This is a genomic window from Leclercia sp. G3L (genome assembly GCF_021117075.1).
GTDB lineage: Bacteria > Pseudomonadota > Gammaproteobacteria > Enterobacterales > Enterobacteriaceae > Enterobacter > Enterobacter adecarboxylatus_C.
In genome coordinates this window covers 3025416-3047080 of the sequence record NZ_CP088265.1, presented here as the reverse complement: position 1 = coordinate 3047080, position 21665 = coordinate 3025416, and the positions used below count along the sequence as shown (strand labels likewise).

Sequence of the window (21665 nt, the reverse complement as noted above, 5' to 3'; positions counted from 1 at the left end):
TAATCTCATATCGCTCTTGGGCGTCTGGAGGAGTCAATGGATAAAGTTACATATCCAACAGGCGTCGAAAACCACGGTGGCACATTGCGCATCTGGTTTAATTTTAAAGGTAAGCGTGTCAGGGAAAGTCTCGGTGTCCCTGACACCGCTAAGAACAGGAAGATCGCCGGGGAACTGCGGACGTCGGTATGTTTTGCCATCCGCACAGGCACATTTGAGTATGCGGCACAGTTTCCGGATTCCCCTAACCTCAAGACTTTTGGGGTGGGTAAAAAAGAAATTACAGTGTTAGAACTTGCAGAAAAGTGGCTGGATCTGAAGAGGATGGAAATCTGCGCGAACGCACTCAACCGTTATGAGTCAGTCGCAAGGAATGTGGTGCCCAGGATCGGGGGTAATCGGCTGGTGTCGGCGGTGACCAAAGAGGAACTGCTGTATATCAGGAAAGATTTACTGACCGGTCACCAGACGCCAGTGAAGGGGAAGGCCCCGGCGAAGGGAAGAAGTGTTGTCACCGTGAATTATTACATGACAACCATTGCCGGAATGTTTCAGTTTGCCGCAGATCACGGCTACGTAGAGGCAAACCCCTTCGAAGGGATCAAGCCTCTTAAAAAAGCCAGGGCAGAGCCAGATCCGCTAACTCGTGACGAATTTATTCGCCTGATCGATGCATGCCGGCATCAGCAGACGAAAAACCTGTGGTCACTTGCAGTTTACACAGGGGTACGTCACGGGGAGCTGACCTCCCTGGCTTGGGAGGATATCGATCTTGAAGCTGGAACAATAACAATCAGGCGTAATTATACAAAACTGGGCGAATTCACTCTACCGAAAACTGAGGCGAGTACAAACAGGGTCATACACCTTATCCAGCCCGCGATCAGCGTCCTGAGGAATCAGGCGGAAATGACCAGGCTTGGAAAGCAGCATCACATTGATGTGCAGCTGCGCGAGTACGGCAGAACGGAGAGCCACGACTGTACATTTGTCTTCAACCCTCAACTGGTCAGAAGATGTCAGCATGTCGGGTTCATCTACAAAGTCGACTCGATAGGTGATTTGTGGGATGCAGCGGAGAAGCGAGCAGGGATAAGGCACAGGAAAGCTTATCAGTCGCGTCACACGTATGCGTGCTGGTCACTGTCAGCTGGCGCCAACCCCAGCTTCATTGCCAGCCAGATGGGCCATGCGAGCGCCCAGATGGTCTTCAATGTGTACGGGGCGTGGATGGCTGACAGCAGCAGTGAGCAGATCGCAATGCTGAATCAGAGGCTTGCGAGTTTTGCCCCACAGATGCCCCAAAGCCTGCAAAGCAGCACCAGAGAATTATTGAAATCAGTAAGTTAAATACGAATGCCCGACATGTTAACTGTGTGGAGGGTAACACCACGCTGTACGCCCTGCCGAAGGCCGAGGTGGTGGCGCGCTGGCGGGAGCAGACCAGCGACGACTTTCGCTTCTGCTTTAAATTCCCGGCCACCATCTCCCATCAGGCCGCGCTGCGAAACTGCGACGATCTCACCGAAGCGTTTTTCACCCGAATGTCACCGCTGGCCAGCCGCATCGGCCAGTACTGGGTTCAGCTCCCCGCCACCTTTGGCCCGCGTGATTTGCCCGCGCTGTGGCAGTTCCTCGACGCCCTGCCCCGGGAATTTACCTACGGCGTGGAGGTTCGTCACCCTGAGTTCTTCATGAAGGGCGACGCGGAGAAAGCGCTCAATCGCGGTCTGCACGAGCGCGGCGTCAATCGAACGATCCTCGACAGCCGTCCGGTGCATGCTGCCGTGCCGCACAACGAGGCTATCATCGACGCCCAGCGCAAAAAGCCGAAGGTGCCGGTACATGCGGTGATGACCGCCGGCAATCCGATGGTGCGCTTTATCGGCAGCGACAATATGCCGCAAAACCAGGCGCTGTTTGCCGTCTGGCTACAAACACTGGCGAAGTGGGAACAGACCGCCACACCGTACCTTTTTTTACATACTCCCGATATCGCCCAGGCCCCGCAACTGGTCGATGCTCTCTGGCAAGCCTTGCAGGCCGTGGCTCCGTCCATTGGCGACGCCCCCACCATTCCGCAGCAATCTTCTCTTTTCTGATCCCAGCCCCTATCATAGAAGTGCCATCTGCCAAAAAACAGGGAGTTTGTATGGTCTGCGCGCTGTATGCAGTGCTGGGTGCGTTACTGTTAATTAAGTTTTCGTTCGATGTTGCGCGCCTGCGGATGTTGTACCGCGTCTCTTATGGCGACGGTGGGTTTTCGGAGCTGCAAACCGCGATCCGCATTCATGGCAATGCGGTGGAGTACATCCCGGCGGCGCTGATCCTGCTGTTGTTTATGGAAATGAACGGCGCCGAAACCTGGATGGTGCATGTCTGCGGCCTGCTGCTGATCCTTGGGCGCCTGATGCATTACTATGGCCTCCATCAGCGCCTGTTCCGCTGGCGCCGCTCCGGCATGAGCGCCACCTGGTGTTCGCTTGTGCTAATGGTGCTGGCTAACCTGTGGTATATGCCGTGGGAGTTGGTTTTCTCATTGCATTAGCGCACAATACGCCCCTTTATTTTTCCCGGATTTTTACGTTATGTCAGATCGCGACACGCTTTTTTCTGCGCCTATCGCCAGTCTGGGCGACTGGACCTTCGATGAACGGGTAGCTGAAGTCTTCCCGGATATGATCCAGCGCTCGGTCCCCGGCTACTCCAATATCATCTCCATGATCGGCATGCTGGCGGAACGTTTTGTTCAGCCCGACACGCAGGTCTACGATCTGGGATGCTCACTGGGCGCGGCTACGCTGTCGGTTCGTCGTAACATCAAGCACGACGGCTGCAACATAATCGCCGTCGACAACTCCCCGGCCATGGTTGAACGCTGCCGCCGCCATATCGACGCCTGGAAAGCGCCTACCCCGGTAGAGGTGATCGAAGGTGATATCCGCCATATCGAGATTAAAAACGCCTCAATGGTGGTGTTGAACTTTACCCTGCAGTTCCTCGAGCCCGACGATCGTCAGCTGTTGCTGGACAAAATTTATCAGGGGCTGAACCCTGGCGGCGCGCTGGTGCTGTCGGAGAAGTTCAGCTTCGAAGATGCCACTGTCGGCGAGCTGCTGTTCAACATGCACCACGATTTCAAACGGGCTAACGGCTACAGCGAGCTGGAGATCAGCCAGAAGCGCAGCATGCTGGAGAACGTGATGCTGACCGACTCGGTTGAAGCCCACAAAGCCCGCCTGCGCAAGGCCGGATTCGAGCACAGTGAGCTGTGGTTCCAGTGCTTTAACTTTGGCTCTCTGGTGGCGCTGAAAGGCGGTAACGCATGATCGATTTCGGTAACTTTTATCAGCTGATTGCTAAAAATCACCTCTCCCACTGGCTGGAAACTCTGCCAGGGCAGATCGCCGCCTGGCAGCGCGAGTCTTTGCACGGCCAGTTTAAGCAGTGGAGCAACGCGGTCGAGTTTCTGCCGGAGATGACCCCGTACAAACTGGATCTCCTGCACAGCGTCACCGCCGAAAGCGAAACGCCCCTGAGCGAAGGTCAGATGCTGCGTCTCGACAAGCTGATGCGCAATCTGATGCCGTGGCGTAAAGGGCCGTTCTCCCTGTACGGCATGAATATCGATACCGAATGGCATTCGGACTGGAAATGGGATCGCGTGTTACCGCACCTGTCCGATTTAACCGGACGCACCATTCTGGATGTCGGCTGCGGTAGCGGCTATCACCTGTGGCGCATGATCGGCGCAGGCGCCCATCTGGCGGTCGGGATTGATCCGATGCAGCTGTTCCTCTGCCAGTTCGAAGCGGTACGCAAACTGTTGGGCAACGACCAGCGCGCGCACCTGCTGCCGCTGGGCATTGAGCAACTTCCCGCGCTGGCGGCGTTTGATACCGTCTTCTCGATGGGCGTGCTTTATCACCGCCGTTCACCGCTGGAACACCTCTGGCAGCTGAAAGATCAGCTGGTCAGCGGCGGTGAGCTGGTGCTGGAGACGCTGGTGATTGAGGGCGATGAAAATGCGGTGCTGGTGCCGGGCGATCGTTACGCCCAGATGCGTAACGTCTACTTTATCCCGTCGGCGCTGGCGCTGAAAAACTGGCTGGCGAAGTGTGGGTTTGTTGATATCCGTATCGCGGACGTCTGCGTTACCACTACCGAAGAGCAGCGCCGCACCGAGTGGATGACCACCGAGTCGCTGGCCGAATTCCTCGACCCGAATGACAGCAGCAAAACGATTGAAGGTTATCCGGCACCAGTACGCGCGGTGTTGATTGCCACCAAACCGTAGCGTTTAGCCGGGTGGCACGCTTTATCCAAAATATTTCAAGTTGCAGCCAGGCGGCAACGCAGCGAATCCCCGGGAGCTTACATCAGTAAGTGACCGGGGTGAGCGAGGCTGCCAACGCAGCTGCAGCTTGAAATATGAAGGATAAATGGACAAAAAAAGGCCCCTGTTGAAATTGCAGGGGCCTGGTACAAACAAGCATCATATTGGGCGACATGATGCGCGGTAAAAACTGTATTAGCGATGATACCTTTCGATTATCGCCTTCATCTCTGCAACCGACTCGCCGTCCACGCCATAGCGGGAATATTCGTCCGCCTCAGCATCCGTCGACATCGACAAGCCTGTGTTGCGATAGCGCATGGGTGACGGCAACCATTTGCCTGCCGAGCTGTGAAGCTCGAATACCCCTGCCTGTAAAAACATTTCCAGGTTGGCGGCGCGAACGCCAGCACCAGCCATTATTATTGGAACACCTGATTGCGCTTTTAGTTCCTTAATTAATGAAATACCTTTTCCGGCGGAAGACTGCTGGCCGGAAGTGAGCACGCGTGCAACCCCCAGTTCCGCCAGCTTTTCAAAGGCTTGCTGCGGATTTATGCACATATCAAAGGCGCGATGAAAAGTTACCGCCATCCCCTGCGCGGCGGTCATAATCTGGCGCATGCGCGGCATATCGATATGGCCGTCCTCATTCAGCAGGCCGGTCACCAGCCCCGGGAAACCCAGCTGGTTCACAAGGGCGATATCCTCCAGCATGGCGTCAAATTCGCCCGTGCTGTAGCAAAAATCCCCGCCGCGCGGGCGGATAATCGGGTGAACCGGGATGGTCACCGCCTGACGCACCGATTTCAGCACGCCATAAGACGGGGTCAGCCCGCCCTCTTTCGGGGCCGCACAGAGTTCAATGCGATCGGCGCCGCGTTCCTGCGCGGTCACGGCACACGCCATGCTGTAACAACAGATCTCCAGCAATGCCACGAAACCTCCTTATCTTCAGTTGGGTTTTGCATCATGCCATGCCGCCATACCCGCGACACGGCGTCAGCTCACAAAGTGTCGGGTTTATTCTTCGCTGGCGACAATCTGTTCGATGGTCCAGGGATGAAACTTCACCGTCACGCTGCCGTCGGTAACTGCCAGGGTCGGATTCGGCAGACGTTCGCGATCCCCTTTTGGCGAGCTGGTTTTAACAAAAATCCCGGGCTGGCTTAAGCCCTCGTCGGACAGCAGCGCCAGCGCGCGGGCATTGAGGGTGTCGGGGTCACCAGGCAGCACGATTTCGATGTGCTCCCAGCCTTCGTGGGGATAGCGTTTCTCACCCGGCCACGGCAGTTCAACTACCTCAAAGCGCCAGTGGGCGACGCAGACCGGCTCGTGCAGCTTGAACAGGCAGATCGGACGGCCATTGATGATGTTTTCAGAGAGCAGCTCGCCGCACTGCTCAAACCCGCGCCGCCAGCGATCGGCGGTGGCGTTCTGATGGCAGCGCAGGGAGATATGGTCCGCCGCGAGCGGAGCGATCTCCAGACCCAGGCGTTCGGCAAGCGCCGTAAAGGCCGCGGTGAAACGCGGTAAATCAGCTGCAATGTCCTGCAGCTCGTCAACAGATTGCCAGTTCGCCATCATTGATACTCTTATCGTCATGCAAAAGCGTTAATTTACTCTGTTGCCCGCCTGCGACCAACCGCTGATTTGAGCCAGTGCTGACGGCAACGGGCAATTGCAGTATACTCCCGGCCTAATTTCTTTAACTGACGCGGCAGCATGATGGTCGCGTCAAAAATGTAAGGTATCCCGGTGAATATTCAGGCTCTTCTCTCAGAAAAAGTCAGTCAGGCACTGATTGCTGCAGGCGCACCTGCAGACTGTGAACCGCAGGTTCGTCAGTCAGCGAAAGTACAGTTTGGCGACTATCAGGCCAATGGCGTGATGGCAGTGGCTAAAAAACTGGGCATGGCGCCGCGACAACTCGCAGAGCAGGTCCTGACGCACCTGGATCTGCAGGGTATCGCCAGCAAAACCGAAATCGCCGGGCCGGGCTTTATCAATATCTTCCTCGACCCTGCCTTCCTGGCGCAAAACGTAGATGCGGCCCTGAAATCCGACCGTCTGGGCGTGGCACAGCCGCAAGCGCAAACCATCGTCGTCGACTACTCCGCCCCGAACGTGGCGAAAGAGATGCACGTCGGCCACCTGCGCTCCACCATCATCGGTGATGCCTCCGTGCGCACCCTGGAGTTCCTCGGCCACAACGTGATCCGTGCGAACCACGTCGGCGACTGGGGCACCCAGTTCGGCATGCTGATCGCCTGGCTGGAAAAACAGCAGCAGGATAATGCCGGTGAGATGGCGCTGGCGGACCTGGAAGGCTTCTACCGCGATGCGAAAAAGCACTACGACGAAGACGAAGCCTTTGCCGAGCGCGCGCGTAGCTACGTGGTGAAACTGCAGGGCGGCGACGAGTACTTCCGTCAGATGTGGCGCCAGCTGGTGGACATCACCATGTCCCAGAACCAGCTCACCTACGATCGTCTGAACGTGACCCTGACCCGTAAAGACGTGATGGGCGAGAGCCTGTACAACCCGATGCTGGCCGGGATCGTGGCCGACCTGAAAGCCAAAGGGCTGGCGGTCGAAAGCGAAGGCGCAACGGTGGTCTTCCTTGATGAGTACAAAAACAAGGAAGGCGAACCGATGGGCGTCATCATCCAGAAAAAGGATGGCGGCTACCTCTACACCACCACCGATATCGCCTGCGCCAAATATCGCTACGAAACGCTGCATGCGGATCGCGTCCTCTATTACATCGACTCCCGTCAGCACCAGCACCTGATGCAGGCGTGGACCATCGTGCGTAAAGCGGGCTATGTGCCGGATTCCGTGCCGCTGGAACACCACATGTTCGGCATGATGCTGGGTAAAGACGGCAAACCGTTTAAAACCCGTGCGGGCGGTACCGTGAAGCTGGCGGATCTGCTGGACGAGGCGCTGGAGCGTGCCCGCCGTCTGGTGGCAGAGAAAAACCCGGACATGCCTGCAGACGAGCTGGAAAAACTGGCGAACGCCGTCGGTATCGGTGCGGTGAAATATGCGGATCTCTCCAAGAACCGTACCACCGACTACGTATTCGACTGGGATAACATGCTGGCCTTCGAAGGCAACACCGCGCCATACATGCAGTATGCCTACACCCGCGTGCTGTCTGTATTCCGCAAGGCAGAGATTGACGAAGCCGTGCTGGCGCAGGCGCAGGTAACCATCAGCGAAGATCGCGAAGCGCAGCTGGCGGCCCGTCTGCTGCAGTTCGAAGAGACGCTGTCTGTGGTGGCCCGCGACGGTACGCCGCACGTGATGTGCGCCTACCTGTACGATCTGGCTGGCCTGTTCTCCGGCTTCTATGAGCACTGCCCTATTCTCTCCGCCGAGAGTGAAGCGGTACGCAACAGCCGCCTGAAGCTGGCGCAGCTGACGGCGAAGACCCTGAAGCTGGGTCTGGATACCCTGGGTATTGAAACCGTCGAACGCATGTAACATCGGTGTCCGGTTAATGCCTGATGGCGCTTCGCTTATCAGGCCTACAAAACCGGGTATCGAAATAACAAAAACCCGGCGCAAGCCGGGTTTATTGTTTTGTAGCCCCGGTAAGCGCAGCGCCACCGGGGGATACCTGCCGCTATCAGAAATATTTCCGCAGATATTCCGTCAGACACAATATCGCCATCGCCTGACCGTACGGCATCGAGGTCAACGGGATCTGGCGATAGAACTCCAGATCGCTGCCCATCCCGGTACCAAATGACGTTTGCAGCAGTTCACCTTCCGGCGAGATATTCTTCACGATCCCGCGGATGGCTTTCTCGGCCACCTCCGCATACTCCGCCGCCACGTAGCGTTTGCGCACCGCTTTCAGGATCCCGTAGCTGAATCCGGCGGTGGCGGAGGCCTCCAGATAAGAGTTCGGATCGTCGAGCAGCGTATGCCACAGACCGCTCTCGTCCTGATACTTCGCCAGGGCAGCAATCTGCGCATTCAGCACCTGCACCAGATAACGGCGCACGGCATTGTTTTCCGGCAGGTCCACCAGCTCAAGGAAATCAGGAATAACGATTGTCAGCCAGCTGTTGCCGCGCGCCCAGCGGGCGTTGGCAAAGTTGTGCTGACCGTCGTAGTTCCAGCCGTGGAACCACAGCCCGGTCTCCCGATCCATCAGGTTCTGCACGTGCAGCAGGAACTGATAGACCGCCTCTTCCACGTATTCAGGTTTATTAAGTAGTTTGCCAATCTTCGCCAGCGGCAGGACGGTCATCATCAGGGTGTCGTCCCACATCTGCTGGTGGTTCTCTTCCGCCAGGGTGATGTGCTGCATGCCGCCGTGATCGGTGAGCGGCATCTCAACCATTGCCCACTCGGCCCAGCTCTCCAGCCACGGCAGCCAGGCCGGGTTACGCGTCTCTTCATAACGATACGCAAGGGTCAAAAACGGCGACATGGTGTTGACGTTCTTGGTGGTGGCCCCTTCGGCGAAGCGCTCGGCAAACCAGCTGTCGATGATATCGCGCATCCCTTCATCCCCGGTCTGGCAGTAATACTGCCAGATGCCGTAGAGACCGACCCCGTGCGTCCACTCCCAGCCCGCCCAGCCTTTGGTGTCGATCACGCGCCCGTCGTCCAGCCGCAGTAAAAACTCGCCGGTTTTATCGTGAATGTTCACCAGGTTATGCGTCACTTTCTGGATCAGCGCTTTCAGCTCATCTCTGGCGATAAAACGCTCTGGCTGACGCAGTAACGGGCTATGTTTGACAGGCCAAACCTTCATAATCTTAACCTCTGTTGTATGTCGAATTCAGTAAAGCACGTTCTTTCACGGACGGTGCAGCGGGTTTATTGCGATTCAGATAGCCGATGTTGTTATTGCCCCACAGGCAGTCGTACGGCATACCGGCCAGCATTTCGACCGTGGCGCGGGCCTGCGGCGTAGCGGCCTCCGGTATCGCACGGCCGGACTCACGCATTTTGGCCGTCTCTTCGCGCAGCGTGCTGTGCGTTTGTAAGTTCAGCTTAAAGCGCAGTGAGACGAGGAAGCCGCAGCACAGGACCAGAATCGTCCCCACGCTCAGGATCATCAGAATGGTGTGGCTTACCCCTTCCGGCTGCACTTTCTGGCCGCTGACAAAACCGGACATCTGCATGACGATACCCACCAGCATGATGGCTCCCGCCTGCGACGCTTTACGGGTCAGGGTCATGATGCCGGCGAAGATGCCCTCGCGGCGTTGACCGGTGATGACTTCATCGACGTCAGCGATATAGGTGTAGGTGTTCCACGGCACGTAGTTGATCCCGCCGCGACCCAGCCCCGCCAGAGCAGAAACCAGCAGCAGCAGCGCGTAGATATCGCTCATGCCGGCGTAATAGAGCGCGGCATAGGAGATGGATGCCAGACCAAACAGCACCACCACCATGCGATACGACGGCGCCGGTCCAAACCGGATGCACAGCGGGATCATGGCGATAACGGCAAGGAACTGGAAGATAGCCATGGTGCCGAGCAGGTTAGAGGCCATGGAGGCTTCCTGCATCAGGACAAAGACCACGTAGTAGGTGAAGACGGCGTTAAACACGTCCTGCGCGATGTAGCCTCCGAGGTACATCCCCAGATGCTGACGGAAAATTTTGATTCGCAGGGTAGAGCTCAGCTCAACGAACAGACGGTTCAGGCTCTGCCCGAGCGTCAGTTTTTTCTTCTCTTCTTCGGCACGCAGCGCGGCTTCGGTCCACTCTTCACGCGGACGCTCCCAGGTAAAGAACCAGACGAAGGTCAGCATCAGGGCGCAGAGCACTGAGAACACCAGGCTGGCATAGAAGAAGGAGATGGCGTTGTCTTTCCCGAAGTGGGTCAACAGAATACCCGGCAGGAAGGAGGCCAGAATCGCCGACATTTGCGCCATGGAGATACGCGCGCCGGAGAATTTGGTTTTCTGTTTAAAATCGTCGGTCATCTCCGGTACCAGGGTTTCGTACGGTACCAGGATCATGGTGTAGACGATATCAAAGATCAGATAGGTCAGCAGGTAGTACCAGAAGCCCATATCCCCGACCCACATCAGCGAGTAGCTGAAGACGCAAGGGATGCCGAGCAGAATAAAGAACTTACGACGGCCAAAGCGTTTGCCAAGCCAGGTGGTACCAAAGTTATCGGTCAGGAAGCCCATCAGCGGACTGACGACGGCATCCAGCACCCTTGCCGCAGCAAAGATGAAAGTGGCCTCAATCGGAGAGAGACCGCAGAAGGTAGTATAAAAATATAACAGCCAGGCAGCGGTTAGCGCTGTGGTTCCCGCCCCGAGAAAATCGCCCGATCCGTAGGCCAGATAGTTTGCGAGTCCAATTTTACGTGTTTTCATTACCGTCGACCCTGTAAGTTTCAGATGACTCCCGGTTAGCCCGGAGGGAACGGGAGTGACTACAGGGTTACAGTAAGAGTATCCCTACGCGGATACCTTTCTGTTTCTGCCAACGCCCGGCGGCAACTGGCAAAAATGCAAAGAGATTTACTACGCGCGTCACTCTTTTATAAAACATCGTTTCTTTTGCTTCAAAAGGCAGGGTCAATTATGCGAGCCAGTCATCAGAATGGACTGATAACTGGCGAAAAAGCGATCAGCCGGCGTTCTCTGCTGCCGGTTTTGACGGCAAACAGCATAGCCAGAGGAGATAAAGCGCCGCTAATGTACTGAGTGTGATGCTGATGATTTTCATCGCCTGATCTGTGTGGTTTACTTCTACCAGGATAAGCATAACCTGATGAATACCGGTCAGAATAAGCGGCAGGATCAGCATGTTCATCAGCAGCGCCCCGCCAAACCACCAGCCTGATTTTCCGCCATCGTGCAGCCTGCGGATGCCCAGTGAGACGACGGGCACGAGCAATATTATCGGGGCCAGCGTGCTGAGGGGAAGCCAGACATACCAGGCCCAGACCAGCATCATCCCGCCCCGGCTGGTACTATCGGCAACTGAAACGACCAGAAGGAAATAGCTCAGCGCCGCAATAAACAGAACAATCATTATATTCATCACTATGAATGACCAAAACGCTTTCCGCGTAGTTCGGCCCTTATATACAAAAGTCTTTTTCCAGCCGTCATAATAACCATCCTTGATGCTTTTGTTCATACGTTCATCCTTTTACAATCCCTGTCCCTGACGTTATTAAAAAATCACTTATTGCGTTTTCTTGAGATTATCAATGACCAGACCTTCAGTGTCTCTGACGTTAGCAATAAAACGAGTGCCAGCCCTATTCCTCCTGGGTTAATACCTTTCAGGATCCAGGGCAAAAAAGAGAGTGAGGGCATAACCAACAGCAAGCGCAAAGGGGTTTGCGCAGCCACCAGGTAGATGGCCTTATCCCATGCGGTAAGGAGCAACACAGCTGAAAAGAAAATGGACAGAGTTGTTATCATTGACAGGGTAAATATTAAAATAAGCCAGTAACCGCCACCCTGTTCTGTATAAAGCTGATTAAAACTAAAAATATCATCAATTAAAGGAATACGACCCTCGGCAATACTTTGCCAGAGATAATTGGCCAGATATAAAACATCCATGCTCCCCCAGAACATGCATACTTGCCTGAAGTTCAATTTCATATCTGCTTCCTTTCCATTATTGATTTAAATATCTACGTATCTCAACGTGTAGCCTATAAATAAGAACCGCGAGGGGAAGGAATAGCAGGAAGGAAATAACAAAGCCTGATAAATGACAACGCCGTTCGGTTCGGGTGAACGGAACGGCGTTGGGGGTTTAACGGTAGTTAACGATCACCTCGTTACGCTGCACCTTCAGGGCAGGGATCAGACGGCCCCCGCCGGGTACTTCCCAGATAAAGCGCAGCGGTTCGGCGGCGGGCACATTGTTGAAGGCATTGGTGCTGCCGCTGGCGCCGTCCAGTTCGGTGCAGCGCGCCTGGGAGCATAACCGCACCCGCAGCCCGGCGGGGATTGGGCCATTCAGCTCGTAGCGCCAGACCACCAGGGTCATCAGACCGGATACCGGCTGCTTCGCCGACAGCGGACGGGACGAAGCCGCTACGCCGCGATTGTTAAGGGTCAGGCCGATACTGCTGTCCTGCCAGGCCCCCTCGCCTGCGGCCTGCGCCATCATCGGCAGCGCCAGTAACCAGAGTAGTTTACGCATTATTATTGCCCTCCAATGCTGGCAGTCATGCGGATGTGGCGATTGTCCGACAGCTCCATATTCGACAGGACCACCAGTTGCGTCAGGCTGCGACGCAGGAAGCGTGACAGCAGCGGACGCAGCGCGTGGTTCACCAGCAGTACCGGCGGTGCGCCGAGCATCTCCTGACGCTGCAACGCCTCCTGGGTTTGCGCCAGCAGACGATCCGCCAGCCCTGGCTCCAGCCCGCCGCCGCCCTGCAACGCCTGCAGCAACAGACGCTCAAGCGGCGTATCCAGCCCAATCACCTGCACCTCGCCAGTACCCGGGAACCACTGCTGGGTAATGGCGCGGCCCAGCGCCACGCGCACCACCGCCGTCAGCTCGTGCGGATCGTTTTGCAGCGGCGCATGTTCGGCCAAGGTTTCCAGAATGGTACGCATATCGCGGATCGGCACTTTCTCGTCGAGCAGATTTTGCAGCACTTTGTGCAACGTGGTCAGGGTCAATACGCCCGGGACCAGATCTTCGGTCAACTTCGGCATCTCCTGGGTCACGCGGTCCAGCAACTGCTGCGCCTCCTGACGACCAAACAGCTCCGCCGAGAACTGACCGATCAGGTGGTTCAGGTGGGTGGCTACCACGGTACTGGCCTCCACCACGGTATAGCCCTGGATTTGCGCCTGCTCTTTCAGGGCGCTTTCGATCCAGATGGCCGCCAGCCCGAAGGCCGGGTCGATAGTTTGTTCCCCCGGCAGCGTTCCCGCCGCCGTACCCGGGTTGATCGCCAGCCAGCGCCCCGGATAGGCGTCCCCGCTGCCGATCTCCACCCCTTTCATCAGGATGCGGTAGCGTGCAGGGGGCAGATCCATATTGTCGCGGATATGCACCACCGGCGGCAGGAAGCCCATGTCCTGCGCGAATTTTTTACGGATACTGCGGATACGCCCCAGCAGTTCACCGTCCTGTTGGGCATCAACCATCGGGATCAGGCGATAGCCCACCTCCATCCCCAGCGAATCTTCCAGCTGGACGTCATTCCAGGTGGCTTCCACCGCCTGGGTGTTTTCCGGCATCTTAATCGGCGCAGGCTCGGCCTTCGGTTTGGCTTCACGCCCGCGCAGCCACCAGGCCAGTCCCAGCAGCGCGGCGGTGAACAGCAGGAAGACGAAGTTCGGCATCCCCGGCACCAGGCCCAGCAACCCCAGTACCGCCGCCGACAGCATCAGCACGTTCGGGTTACTGAACAGCTGAGTTACCATTTGCTCGCCAACGTCCTGATCGGTGGCGACGCGGGTCACGATCACACCGGCCGCGGTGGAGATCACCAGCGCCGGGATCTGGGCCACAAGACCGTCACCGATGGTCAGCAGGGTATAGCTTTCCGCCGCATGGCCCATGCTCATCCCGTGCTGCAGAACCCCGACCAGCAGGCCGCCCACCACGTTGATCACCATGATCAGAATACCGGCGATGGCATCGCCGCGAACGAACTTACTCGCACCGTCCATCGAGCCGTAAAAGTCGGCCTCCTGGGTCACTTCTGCACGGCGTTTTTTCGCTTCATCTTCGCCAATCAGCCCGGCGTTGAGATCGGCGTCAATCGCCATCTGTTTGCCCGGCATCCCGTCCAGTACGAAACGCGCGCCCACTTCCGCGATACGTCCCGCACCTTTGGTGATAACCATAAAGTTGATGATCACGAGGATGATAAACACCACAATACCGATGGCGAAGTTGCCGCCCACCAGGAAGTGGCCGAAGGCCTCAACCACCTTACCTGCCGCCGCGCCGCCGGTATGGCCATCCATCAGAATGATACGGGTGGAGGCCACGTTCAGCGCCAGACGTAGCAGCGTGGTAAACAGCAGAATGGTCGGGAATGCGGCGAACTCCAGCGTGCGCTGGGTGAACATCGCCACCAGCAGCACCATGATCGAGAGCGCAATGTTGAAGGTAAAAAGCAGGTCGAGGATGAATGCCGGAAGCGGCAACACCATCATCGACAGAATTAGCAGGATGAGGATCGGCCCGGCCATAATCTGCCATTGAGTCGATTTCAGGTTGCCGGGGAGGCGCAACATTGCCACCAGATTAGCCATCAGTGTCCTTCTCGTTCATAAAATCCAGCGCAGCAGGCACCGGGAGATTCTCAGGTTTCACAGGCCGTTGACCACCGGCCAGACGCCAGCGTTTCAACTGCCATACCCATGCCAGCACTTCCGCCACAGCGGCATACAGCTGGCCTGGGATCTGTTGTCCAATTTCCGCATGGCGGTAAAGCGCACGCGCCAGCGGCGGGGCCTCCAGCATCGGAATGCGATTTTCATTACCAATTTCGCGGATCCGCAGGGCAATCAGCCCTGCCCCTTTCGCCACCACCTTCGGCGCGCTCATTTTGTCTTCGTCATACTGCAGCGCAACGGAGTAGTGGGTCGGGTTGGTGACGATGACGTCCGCTTTCGGCACATCCTCCATCATCCGGCGTCGCGCGGCGGCACGCTGCATCTGGCGGATACGCCCTTTAACGTGCGGGTCGCCTTCCATCTGCTTATGTTCATCGCGAAGGTCCTGTTTAGACATCCGCAGTTTTTTGATGTGGCTGTAGATCTGGAAGAAAACGTCAAATCCCACCATCGGGATAATGCTCAGCACCACCAGCAGCGAACAGAGCCCCACCAGATCGAGCGCGTTGCTCATCGCGGTCAGCGGAGACTCGCTGATCAGGCGCATCATCTCCGGCCAGTTGTGCCAGATAAAAAATCCGGCCACGCTACCCATCAGCGTGGCTTTCATCAACGCTTTCACCAGCTCAGCGGCGGTTTGCGCCGAGAACATCTTCGCAATCCCGGGCAGCGGGTTCAGTTTTGAGAATTTAAACTGCAACGACTTTCCGCTAAACACCAGCCCGCCCAGCATGATCGGCGATACGAGCGCCACCAGTACGACGCCGGTAATCAGCGGCAGCAGCGCGACCATCGCGCTTTTGATCAGCAGGATAATCTGGCTGAGGATCAGGTTAGGGTCGTTGACCATGCTGTGATCGAAGCGCAACCCGGCCGAGAGCATGCCGGCCAGTCTGCGGGCAAGGGATTCCCCGCCGATCCAGATAATGCACACGCCAACCAGTAAAATCAGCAGCGAGGTGAGTTCTCGTGATCGGGGTATTTGCCCGTCCTCACGCGCTTTTTCAAGTCGGTGGGGTGTGGGGGCTTCTGTTTTGTCGTCGCTATCTTCTGCCACGGCAAGCATCTCGCAGGTAGAGGTCCGGACGCTATGATGCCAAAGCGGGGGCTGAACAATGGGCTAATTAGCGGCGATAAAAGGGCTGATTTAGGGCTTTCGGTTGGGTCAGCGCGTTAATTTATGCCTGTACAGCCTGTTTACAACGGCGAGCCACCAGGGATGCGGCAAGAGACGCAATTTTTTCAGAGTCTTTTGAGGCGCTATTTCTGAGCACCAGGTTCCACTTACTGAGGACGTGTGCGTTAACGACCAGCTCGCTGTCCTGTTTTAAGCGGCCGTTCGATGAAAGCCAGTGCGCCACGTCGCCCCAGTCCCACAGCGGAGACTGACCTTTAATGCGCTGGATAGGGCAAGGAAAATCGCCGCTTCCGCGGGTGCCGTCTTTTAGCATGGCGATTGCCTGGCGCGACATGTTGGTCATTTCGGCTATGTCGCTCAAACCGACAAGGGCGGAGTCGACAGATCCTACGATAGCGCCGATGCCCGCTGATTCGATATTGTCGACCGCTGAGGAGATGGCTGCATCCAGGGATTCAGCTTCACGGTCAAACTCAACGTAGACGGAGCGGCCATATGCGCAAATCAGTGCATCGTCGCAGCCGCTTGCGTACAGCGCATCTTCCAGTCCTTCAGTCTCGTAAGTTACGCCTGATAGGGTCAGAATGAAGTTATAAAGCGCCATAATACCTCTTTGTTTTATCTTCAGACATTTTCTCTTATTCGGTAAAGAGCAGCTGTTGCTGCCCTTTACCGGGCAAAATCAAGGACAGCGTTTTACGTTGCGGATGATTTGCATCGCATGGCTTTCTGCGTTTTTCGGCGTCGACCATACGCTCATTTGGCAATCGCGATGTTCACCTTCTGGATTACCACAGCGTAACTTGCAGAAACAGTGCGCTGAATGACCGGGAGGAACCCAAATCCAGCCTCTCCGGAGGGCATATTCAATTGCCTCCTGAATATGCTTGTTCGGATGTTTCTTCATTAGCCTCCGTTATTAAGATGCTATTATGACTGTTGACATCTGTCAACGATGATTTTATCACTCGACCGTTTGTTGCCTAGGGTCAGCAATGACCCTGGTGAGACTATCAGAATGGCTGAATTTGAAATAACGTAAGTCGCGGCAGGTTACTGATTCTGGAAGGATTGTCGTAATAAAGGATGAAACAGATGCACAAAGAAAAATGCCACCTTTACAGGTGGCATTTCTGCCGGGTGGCGCTGCGCTTACCCGGCCTACAACACCCTGCAATATCGAAATATGTGCGGTCTTTGTAGGCCTGTGCAAGCGAAGCGCCGCCAGGCGATTCCAGCCGGGCTCAGGCTATCAGAACCCTAAGCTGTCCAGCAGGTCGTCGACCTGATCCTGGCTTGCCACGACACCGGCTTTGGTGGTATCGAGCTGCGGGCCATTCAACAGGCTTTCGTTTTCGCGTTGTGGACGCGCGGAAGGTTCCGGCATGTTCTCCAGCAGCACCATCAACAGCTGACGTTCAATCTCCTGGATCACATCCATCATGCGCTTGATCACCTGACCGGTAAGGTCCTGGAAATCCTGCGCCATCATGATCTCCAGCAGCTGCGCGTTGGTGAAGCTGGTATGGCCCGGCACATCGCCAAGGTACTGACGAGTATCGGTGACCAGTTCGCGGGCGTCGGAGAGTTCGATTGGATTTTCGAACCACTCATCCCAGCGTTTGGTCAGCGCTTTCGCGCCTTTTTCCATCTCATCCTGATGCGGCTGCGACGCTTCAACACTGTTCAGCGCACGCTCTGCCGCCTGGGCAGTCATTTGCACAACATAATCAAGACGATCGCGGGCATCGGGAATCGCTTCCGCCGCTTCTGCAATCGCCTGATCCAGTCCCAGCTCACGCAGGCTGTCGCGCAGCATGCGCGTCAGGCTGCCGATCCGGGCAATTATGTCGCCGGGTGAATGCTCATCCGTGGGTTTAATCGAAGGCTGCATCATCTCCCGTACCTCACATGCCGAGTTTCTCGAAGATCTTACCGAGTTTTTCTTCCAAAGTTGCAGCGGTGAATGGCTTCACCACATACCCGCTTGCGCCAGCCTGTGCCGCAGCAATAATGTTCTCTTTCTTGGCTTCGGCCGTCACCATCAGCACAGGCAGAGAGGCCATCGCGCCATTTGCACGAATGGTTTTCAGCAGTTCCAGACCATCCATGTTCGGCATGTTCCAGTCGGAAATGACAAAACCAAAGCCGCCGGCATTCAGTTTGTTCAGCGCATCGACACCGTCTTCCGCTTCTTCAACATTATTAAAACCCAGCTCTTTCAGCAGGTTGCGCACGATGCGACGCATGGTGGAAAAGTCATCCACAACCAAAAACTTGAGCTCTTTGTCCGCCATAAAACTACACTCCTCGTTAAATACGTATTGCCTGTCCGGCACTGATTTTTGCCAGCATCTGCTGACTAACCTGACTGAGATCGACCACTTCGCTGACGCCACCCATATTGATGGCCTCGCGCGGCATGCCGAACACTACACAACTTGCTTCATTCTGCGCGATGGTCCAGGCGCCAGCCTGGTGCATCGCAAGCATTCCGGCGGCGCCGTCGTTGCCCATCCCCGTCAGGATCACCCCAACGGCGTTGCGCCCCGCGTGTTTCGCCACCGAATGAAACAGCACATCCACCGACGGACGGTGCCGGTTAACCGGCGGCCCGTCATGAATTTTGATTTGATAGTTTGCACCGCTGCGCGCCAGCTCCATATGCTTGTCACCCGGGGCGATATAGGCATGCCCTGGCAGAACGCGCTCGCCGTCTTCCGCCTCTTTCACGCTGATCTGACACAATTTGTTCAGACGCTCGGCGAACGAACGGGTAAAGCCTGGCGGCATATGCTGGGTAATCAGAATACCGGGGCTTGAGAGCGGCAATGGCTGGAGTACATGGCGAATTGCCTCTGTTCCCCCGGTGGATGCCCCAATCACCAGCAGTTTTTCCGAGCTTAACAGCGGGCCCGCCTTCAGGGTCACCGGCGCGGCCATCGGCTTGTGCATGGCCACCTGCGCCCGTGCGGCGGTACGAATTTTTTCCGCGATCATCTCGCTGTACGCCAGCATCCCTTCACGAATGCCGAGCTGCGGTTTGGTGACGAAATCCACCGCCCCCAGCTCCAGCGCCCGCAGGGTGATCTCGGAGCCTTTGCCGGTCAGCGAAGAGACCATCACCACCGGCATCGGCCGCAGACGCATTAACTTCTCAAGGAAGTCGATGCCGTCCATACGCGGCATTTCGACATCGAGAGTCAGCACGTCGGGGTTATATTTTTTGATTAAATCCCGGGCTACCAACGGATCGGGGGCCGTCGCCACCATCTCCATGTCGCTGTGGCTGTTGATAATCTCCGTCATGATCTGGCGCATCAACGCCGAATCATCAACTGACAAGACCCTGATTTTACTCATGCTTTATCCTTACTCAGCGCATATACCGTCTGCCCACGCAGGCTAAACTCGCGCACGAGATTGCTGAAATTCTCCGAGTGCCCGGCAAACAGTAATCCGTCCGGCTTGAGCAACGGTACAAAGCGGCGCAGGATCTCCTGCTGCGTCGTTTTGTCGAAATAGATCATCACATTACGGCAGAAAATGGCGTCAAACGGCCCCGCTACGTTGTACTGTTTCTCCAGCAGATTGACCATGGAGAACTCCACCGCATTCGCCAGTTCGCTGCGCACCCGCACCAGCCCATCGTGCGGGCCGGTGCCGCGCATGAAGTAGCGCTGAAGCTGCTGTGGCGACAAGGTTTTCAGCTCGTCCTGGCGATAGATACCGCTCTGCGCTTTTTGCAGCACTTCGGTATCGATGTCGCTGGCGACCACCTTCCAGCGGCCCGGCGCGGTACCCAGGGTATCGGCCAGGGTGATGGCGAGCGAGTAAGGCTCTTCACCGGTCGAGGCCGCCGCACTCCAGACGCGATACTCGCCGCCGCTGCGGCGGCGGGCATGCTCCGCCAGCACCGGGAAGTGGTGAGCTTCCCGGAAAAAGGCGGTCAGGTTGGTGGTCAGCGAGTTGATAAACGCCTGCCACTCCGCGCTGTTCGGGTTCGCTTCCAGCATGCCGAGGTAGCGACCAAAATCATCCAGCTCGAGCGTGCGCAAGCGACGCACAAGACGGTTGTAGACCATGTCCCGCTTGTGATCGGCAAGCACAATCCCCGCGCGCTGGTAGATTAACTGACATATCCGACGGAAATGCGCATCGGACAGCGCGAGGCGCTGTGTCATCTGTAACAATAATGACGATTGCCCTGAGGGCAGTGGTGATGTCATAGCGCCTTCTTAATCACGTTCAGGTTCCGACTGGAACGGCCTGCGACCGCCCGACTTCTGTAACTGCTTCAACACGTTCATTCACATTAAATACCGCGACCAGCGAGGTCAGATGATGCGCCTGTCCGGCTAACTGGTCGGTAGCGGCCGCGGCTTCTTCTACCAGCGCGGCGTTCTGCTGCGTCACCTGATCCATCTGGCTGACTGCCAGCGCTACCTGCTCGATCCCGCGACGCTGTTCATCGGATGCCGAGGCGATTTCGCCCATGATGTCGTTGACCTGAGTGACCGAGCTGACGATCTCGGTCATGGTTTTCGCTGCGGTATCCACCAGCTCCGACCCCTGCTGCACCCGCGACACCGACTCTTCAATCAGCACCTTGATCTCTTTTGCCGCATTGGCGCTGCGGCTCGCCAGGTTGCGCACTTCGCCCGCCACCACCGCAAAACCACGCCCCTGCTCGCCCGCACGGGCGGCTTCCACCGCGGCGTTCAGCGCCAGAATGTTGGTCTGGAACGCAATGCCGTCGATGACGCTGATGATGTCGCCAATCTTCTGTGAACTGGTGGTGATCTGATTCATGGTGTTCGCCACGCGGGAAGCCTGTTCGCCCCCCTTCTTCGCCGTCTGGGCCGCGCTCTTCGCCAGACCGGAAGCCTGACGGGCGTTGTCGGCATTCTGCCCGACGGTGGCGGTCAACTGCTCCATGCTGGCGGCCGTTTGTGCCAGCGACGCGGCCTGCTGTTCGGTGCGCGACGAGAGATCGTTATTGCCTTCGGCAATCTCCGAGATCCCGGTGTGCATGGCATAGCTGCCCTGACGCACCTCGGTTACCGTTTCGCGCAGCGAGCCCTGCATCGCTTTCAGGCTGGCGAAAATAGCCGAAATTTCGTTTTTGCCGTACACCGCCACCGGCCGCGCCAGATCGCCCTTCGCAATGCTGTCGAAATGGCTGCTGATGATCGCCAGCGGCTGAACGATCATCCTGCGAGACCACCACAGCGCGGCGCTGGTCAGTATCGCGGTCAGCACAATCATGGTGGCGAAAATCACGCCGGACATGTGGTAGCTGGTGCGGCTGTCGTTACCCGCGGCCTGCACAAACTGATTTATCTCCTGCTGCCAGGCCTCGGTGCTGGCGTCAAACGCCGCCTGCGACTCCTGTACCGGTGCGGTGAGAAAATCCGAAAGCTGGTTGTTTTCCAGCCAGGTCGCCTGATGTTCCAGATCGCTGTACCACTGACTGAACGCACCCTGCATCGCTTTTTTCAGTTCGCTGTCTTTCGCGCCGATCGCTGGCTGTTCGTTAAAGGATTTGAACATGCCGTCAGCCTGCTTCAGGCTGCTGCGCGCGGTGGTCATCAGCGCCTTGATGTCATCAGGCGGATAACTCAGCGCGGTCAGGGTGCCCGCTTTATTCAGCGCCGTGCTGGCCTGCAGCAGAACGGCGCGGCTCTGCGTCAGTAGCGCGCGCTGTTGGTTGCTGCTCTGCATCTCCTGCAAGTTCTGATAACCATCGCGAAAAGCCCAAAACGACAAGCCGTTACTGCCAACCTGCAACACCCCACAGACAATCAAAATCAAAAACAGGGTGGTCGAGATACGAATACGATTTAACATCCACGCTCCCATT

At 56.8% G+C, this 21665-nt stretch carries 22 protein-coding genes; 6 read left to right on the top strand and 16 right to left on the bottom strand.

The features are described from left to right. Positions 1-36 precede the first annotated feature (36 nt). The 5 genes from LRS40_RS15940 to cmoB are packed head-to-tail and all read left to right on the top strand — an operon-like array spanning position 37 to position 4297. Positions 37-1350 carry a site-specific integrase gene (locus tag LRS40_RS15940; protein WP_231312021.1) on the top strand — a complete coding sequence of 438 codons (1314 nt, stop codon included), beginning with the start codon at positions 37-39 and terminating at the stop codon, positions 1348-1350. After that, positions 1329-2102: a DUF72 domain-containing protein gene (locus LRS40_RS15935; protein ID WP_231313902.1), complete on the top strand. Its 774-nt coding sequence runs from the start codon at positions 1329-1331 to the stop codon at positions 2100-2102. The genes LRS40_RS15940 and LRS40_RS15935 overlap by 22 nt, the downstream gene beginning before the upstream one ends. A gap of 50 nt (positions 2103-2152) precedes the next feature. Next, complete coding sequence (locus LRS40_RS15930) at positions 2153-2548, top strand: MAPEG family protein (protein ID WP_138369354.1); 396 nt, start codon at positions 2153-2155, stop codon at positions 2546-2548. Positions 2549-2588: 40 nt separating this feature from the next. After that, positions 2589-3329: a carboxy-S-adenosyl-L-methionine synthase CmoA gene (cmoA, locus tag LRS40_RS15925; protein ID WP_231312020.1), complete on the top strand. Its 741-nt coding sequence runs from the start codon at positions 2589-2591 to the stop codon at positions 3327-3329. After that, a complete protein-coding gene (gene cmoB, locus LRS40_RS15920) occupies positions 3326-4297 on the top strand; it encodes a tRNA 5-methoxyuridine(34)/uridine 5-oxyacetic acid(34) synthase CmoB (RefSeq protein WP_142486229.1) in 972 nt (323 codons plus the stop codon). The genes cmoA and cmoB overlap by 4 nt, the downstream gene beginning before the upstream one ends. Positions 4298-4531: 234 nt before the next feature. Here the strand turns inward: cmoB and cutC are convergent, their stop codons facing one another. Together cutC and LRS40_RS15910 are read right to left on the bottom strand one after the other, a co-directional pair. Further along, entirely contained in the window at positions 4532-5275 is a 744-nt protein-coding gene (cutC, locus tag LRS40_RS15915) for a copper homeostasis protein CutC (RefSeq protein ID WP_231312019.1), read from the bottom strand. A gap of 84 nt (positions 5276-5359) precedes the next feature. Continuing rightward, positions 5360-5920 (bottom strand): VOC family protein, encoded by a 561-nt coding sequence (locus LRS40_RS15910; RefSeq protein WP_231313901.1) that lies wholly within the window; start codon positions 5918-5920, stop codon positions 5360-5362. A 174-nt stretch (positions 5921-6094) separates the two neighbouring features. Here LRS40_RS15910 and argS point away from each other — a divergent pair, with 174 nt between their 5' ends. Beyond that, the gene (argS, locus tag LRS40_RS15905) at positions 6095-7828 is read left to right on the top strand and encodes an arginine--tRNA ligase (RefSeq protein ID WP_142486232.1); all 1734 of its coding nucleotides are present in this window, start codon (positions 6095-6097) and stop codon (positions 7826-7828) included. Between the two features lie 145 nt (positions 7829-7973). Here argS and LRS40_RS15900 read toward each other — a convergent pair whose 3' ends face one another. From LRS40_RS15900 to tap, 14 genes are all read right to left on the bottom strand, one after another. Further along, positions 7974-9113, bottom strand: a complete 1140-nt coding sequence (locus LRS40_RS15900) for a glycoside hydrolase family 105 protein (protein WP_231312018.1) — start codon at positions 9111-9113, stop codon at positions 7974-7976. A 4-nt stretch (positions 9114-9117) separates the two neighbouring features. After that, a complete protein-coding gene (locus LRS40_RS15895) occupies positions 9118-10701 on the bottom strand; it encodes an MFS transporter (protein WP_142486234.1) in 1584 nt (527 codons plus the stop codon). A gap of 256 nt (positions 10702-10957) precedes the next feature. After that, positions 10958-11473: a DUF805 domain-containing protein gene (locus LRS40_RS15890; protein ID WP_231312017.1), complete on the bottom strand. Its 516-nt coding sequence runs from the start codon at positions 11471-11473 to the stop codon at positions 10958-10960. Between the two features lie 44 nt (positions 11474-11517). Then, positions 11518-11949: an arginine:ornithine antiporter gene (locus LRS40_RS15885; protein ID WP_142486236.1), complete on the bottom strand. Its 432-nt coding sequence runs from the start codon at positions 11947-11949 to the stop codon at positions 11518-11520. A gap of 157 nt (positions 11950-12106) precedes the next feature. After that, positions 12107-12499 carry a flagellar protein FlhE gene (locus LRS40_RS15880; protein ID WP_142486237.1) on the bottom strand — a complete coding sequence of 131 codons (393 nt, stop codon included), beginning with the start codon at positions 12497-12499 and terminating at the stop codon, positions 12107-12109. Between the two features lie 2 nt (positions 12500-12501). Then, entirely contained in the window at positions 12502-14580 is a 2079-nt protein-coding gene (flhA, locus tag LRS40_RS15875; protein ID WP_142486238.1) for a flagellar biosynthesis protein FlhA, read from the bottom strand. Further along, positions 14573-15721, bottom strand: a complete 1149-nt coding sequence (flhB, locus tag LRS40_RS15870) for a flagellar biosynthesis protein FlhB (protein WP_142486239.1) — start codon at positions 15719-15721, stop codon at positions 14573-14575. Before flhB ends, flhA begins: the two co-directional genes overlap by 8 nt. 121 nt (positions 15722-15842) lie before the next feature. Then, positions 15843-16406, bottom strand: coding sequence for an AlpA family transcriptional regulator (locus tag LRS40_RS15865; RefSeq protein WP_142486240.1), 564 nt, complete (start codon positions 16404-16406; stop codon positions 15843-15845). Positions 16407-16484: 78 nt separating this feature from the next. Then, positions 16485-16709 carry a hypothetical protein gene (locus tag LRS40_RS15860; protein ID WP_142486241.1) on the bottom strand — a complete coding sequence of 75 codons (225 nt, stop codon included), beginning with the start codon at positions 16707-16709 and terminating at the stop codon, positions 16485-16487. Positions 16710-17054: 345 nt separating this feature from the next. Beyond that, complete coding sequence (cheZ, locus tag LRS40_RS15855) at positions 17055-17699, bottom strand: protein phosphatase CheZ (protein WP_142486242.1); 645 nt, start codon at positions 17697-17699, stop codon at positions 17055-17057. 10 nt (positions 17700-17709) lie between these two features. Then, on the bottom strand, positions 17710-18099 hold the full coding sequence (gene cheY / locus LRS40_RS15850; RefSeq protein ID WP_039030844.1) for a chemotaxis response regulator CheY: 390 nt from the start codon (positions 18097-18099) through the stop codon (positions 17710-17712). 16 nt (positions 18100-18115) lie between these two features. Then, positions 18116-19165, bottom strand: coding sequence for a chemotaxis response regulator protein-glutamate methylesterase (locus LRS40_RS15845; RefSeq protein ID WP_142486243.1), 1050 nt, complete (start codon positions 19163-19165; stop codon positions 18116-18118). Continuing rightward, positions 19162-20031, bottom strand: a complete 870-nt coding sequence (cheR, locus tag LRS40_RS15840) for a protein-glutamate O-methyltransferase CheR (RefSeq protein WP_142486244.1) — start codon at positions 20029-20031, stop codon at positions 19162-19164. Before cheR ends, LRS40_RS15845 begins: the two co-directional genes overlap by 4 nt. 19 nt (positions 20032-20050) lie before the next feature. After that, positions 20051-21652: a methyl-accepting chemotaxis protein IV gene (gene tap, locus LRS40_RS15835; protein ID WP_231312016.1), complete on the bottom strand. Its 1602-nt coding sequence runs from the start codon at positions 21650-21652 to the stop codon at positions 20051-20053. Between the last annotated feature and the right edge of the window lie 13 nt (positions 21653-21665).

Excerpts from the sequence above, each read along its gene's own strand:
- tap (WP_231312016.1), bottom strand. The coding sequence starts at position 21,652 with ATGTTAAATCGTATTCGTATCTCGACCACCCTGTTTTTGATTTTGATT.
- LRS40_RS15930 (WP_138369354.1), top strand. The coding sequence starts at position 2,153 with ATGGTCTGCGCGCTGTATGCAGTGCTGGGTGCGTTACTGTTAATTAAG.
- LRS40_RS15845 (WP_142486243.1), bottom strand. The coding sequence starts at position 19,165 with ATGAGTAAAATCAGGGTCTTGTCAGTTGATGATTCGGCGTTGATGCGC.
- LRS40_RS15895 (WP_142486234.1), bottom strand. The coding sequence starts at position 10,701 with ATGAAAACACGTAAAATTGGACTCGCAAACTATCTGGCCTACGGATCG.
- LRS40_RS15900 (WP_231312018.1), bottom strand. The coding sequence starts at position 9,113 with ATGAAGGTTTGGCCTGTCAAACATAGCCCGTTACTGCGTCAGCCAGAG.
- LRS40_RS15890 (WP_231312017.1), bottom strand. The coding sequence starts at position 11,473 with ATGAACAAAAGCATCAAGGATGGTTATTATGACGGCTGGAAAAAGACT.
- cheR (WP_142486244.1), bottom strand. The coding sequence starts at position 20,031 with ATGACATCACCACTGCCCTCAGGGCAATCGTCATTATTGTTACAGATG.
- cmoA (WP_231312020.1), top strand. The coding sequence starts at position 2,589 with ATGTCAGATCGCGACACGCTTTTTTCTGCGCCTATCGCCAGTCTGGGC.
- cheZ (WP_142486242.1), bottom strand. The coding sequence starts at position 17,699 with ATGATGCAGCCTTCGATTAAACCCACGGATGAGCATTCACCCGGCGAC.
- cmoB (WP_142486229.1), top strand. The coding sequence starts at position 3,326 with ATGATCGATTTCGGTAACTTTTATCAGCTGATTGCTAAAAATCACCTC.
- LRS40_RS15910 (WP_231313901.1), bottom strand. The coding sequence starts at position 5,920 with ATGGCGAACTGGCAATCTGTTGACGAGCTGCAGGACATTGCAGCTGAT.
- cheY (WP_039030844.1), bottom strand. The coding sequence starts at position 18,099 with ATGGCGGACAAAGAGCTCAAGTTTTTGGTTGTGGATGACTTTTCCACC.
- LRS40_RS15880 (WP_142486237.1), bottom strand. The coding sequence starts at position 12,499 with ATGCGTAAACTACTCTGGTTACTGGCGCTGCCGATGATGGCGCAGGCC.
- flhA (WP_142486238.1), bottom strand. The coding sequence starts at position 14,580 with ATGGCTAATCTGGTGGCAATGTTGCGCCTCCCCGGCAACCTGAAATCG.
- LRS40_RS15885 (WP_142486236.1), bottom strand. The coding sequence starts at position 11,949 with ATGAAATTGAACTTCAGGCAAGTATGCATGTTCTGGGGGAGCATGGAT.
- LRS40_RS15940 (WP_231312021.1), top strand. The coding sequence starts at position 37 with ATGGATAAAGTTACATATCCAACAGGCGTCGAAAACCACGGTGGCACA.
- LRS40_RS15865 (WP_142486240.1), bottom strand. The coding sequence starts at position 16,406 with ATGGCGCTTTATAACTTCATTCTGACCCTATCAGGCGTAACTTACGAG.
- LRS40_RS15860 (WP_142486241.1), bottom strand. The coding sequence starts at position 16,709 with ATGAAGAAACATCCGAACAAGCATATTCAGGAGGCAATTGAATATGCC.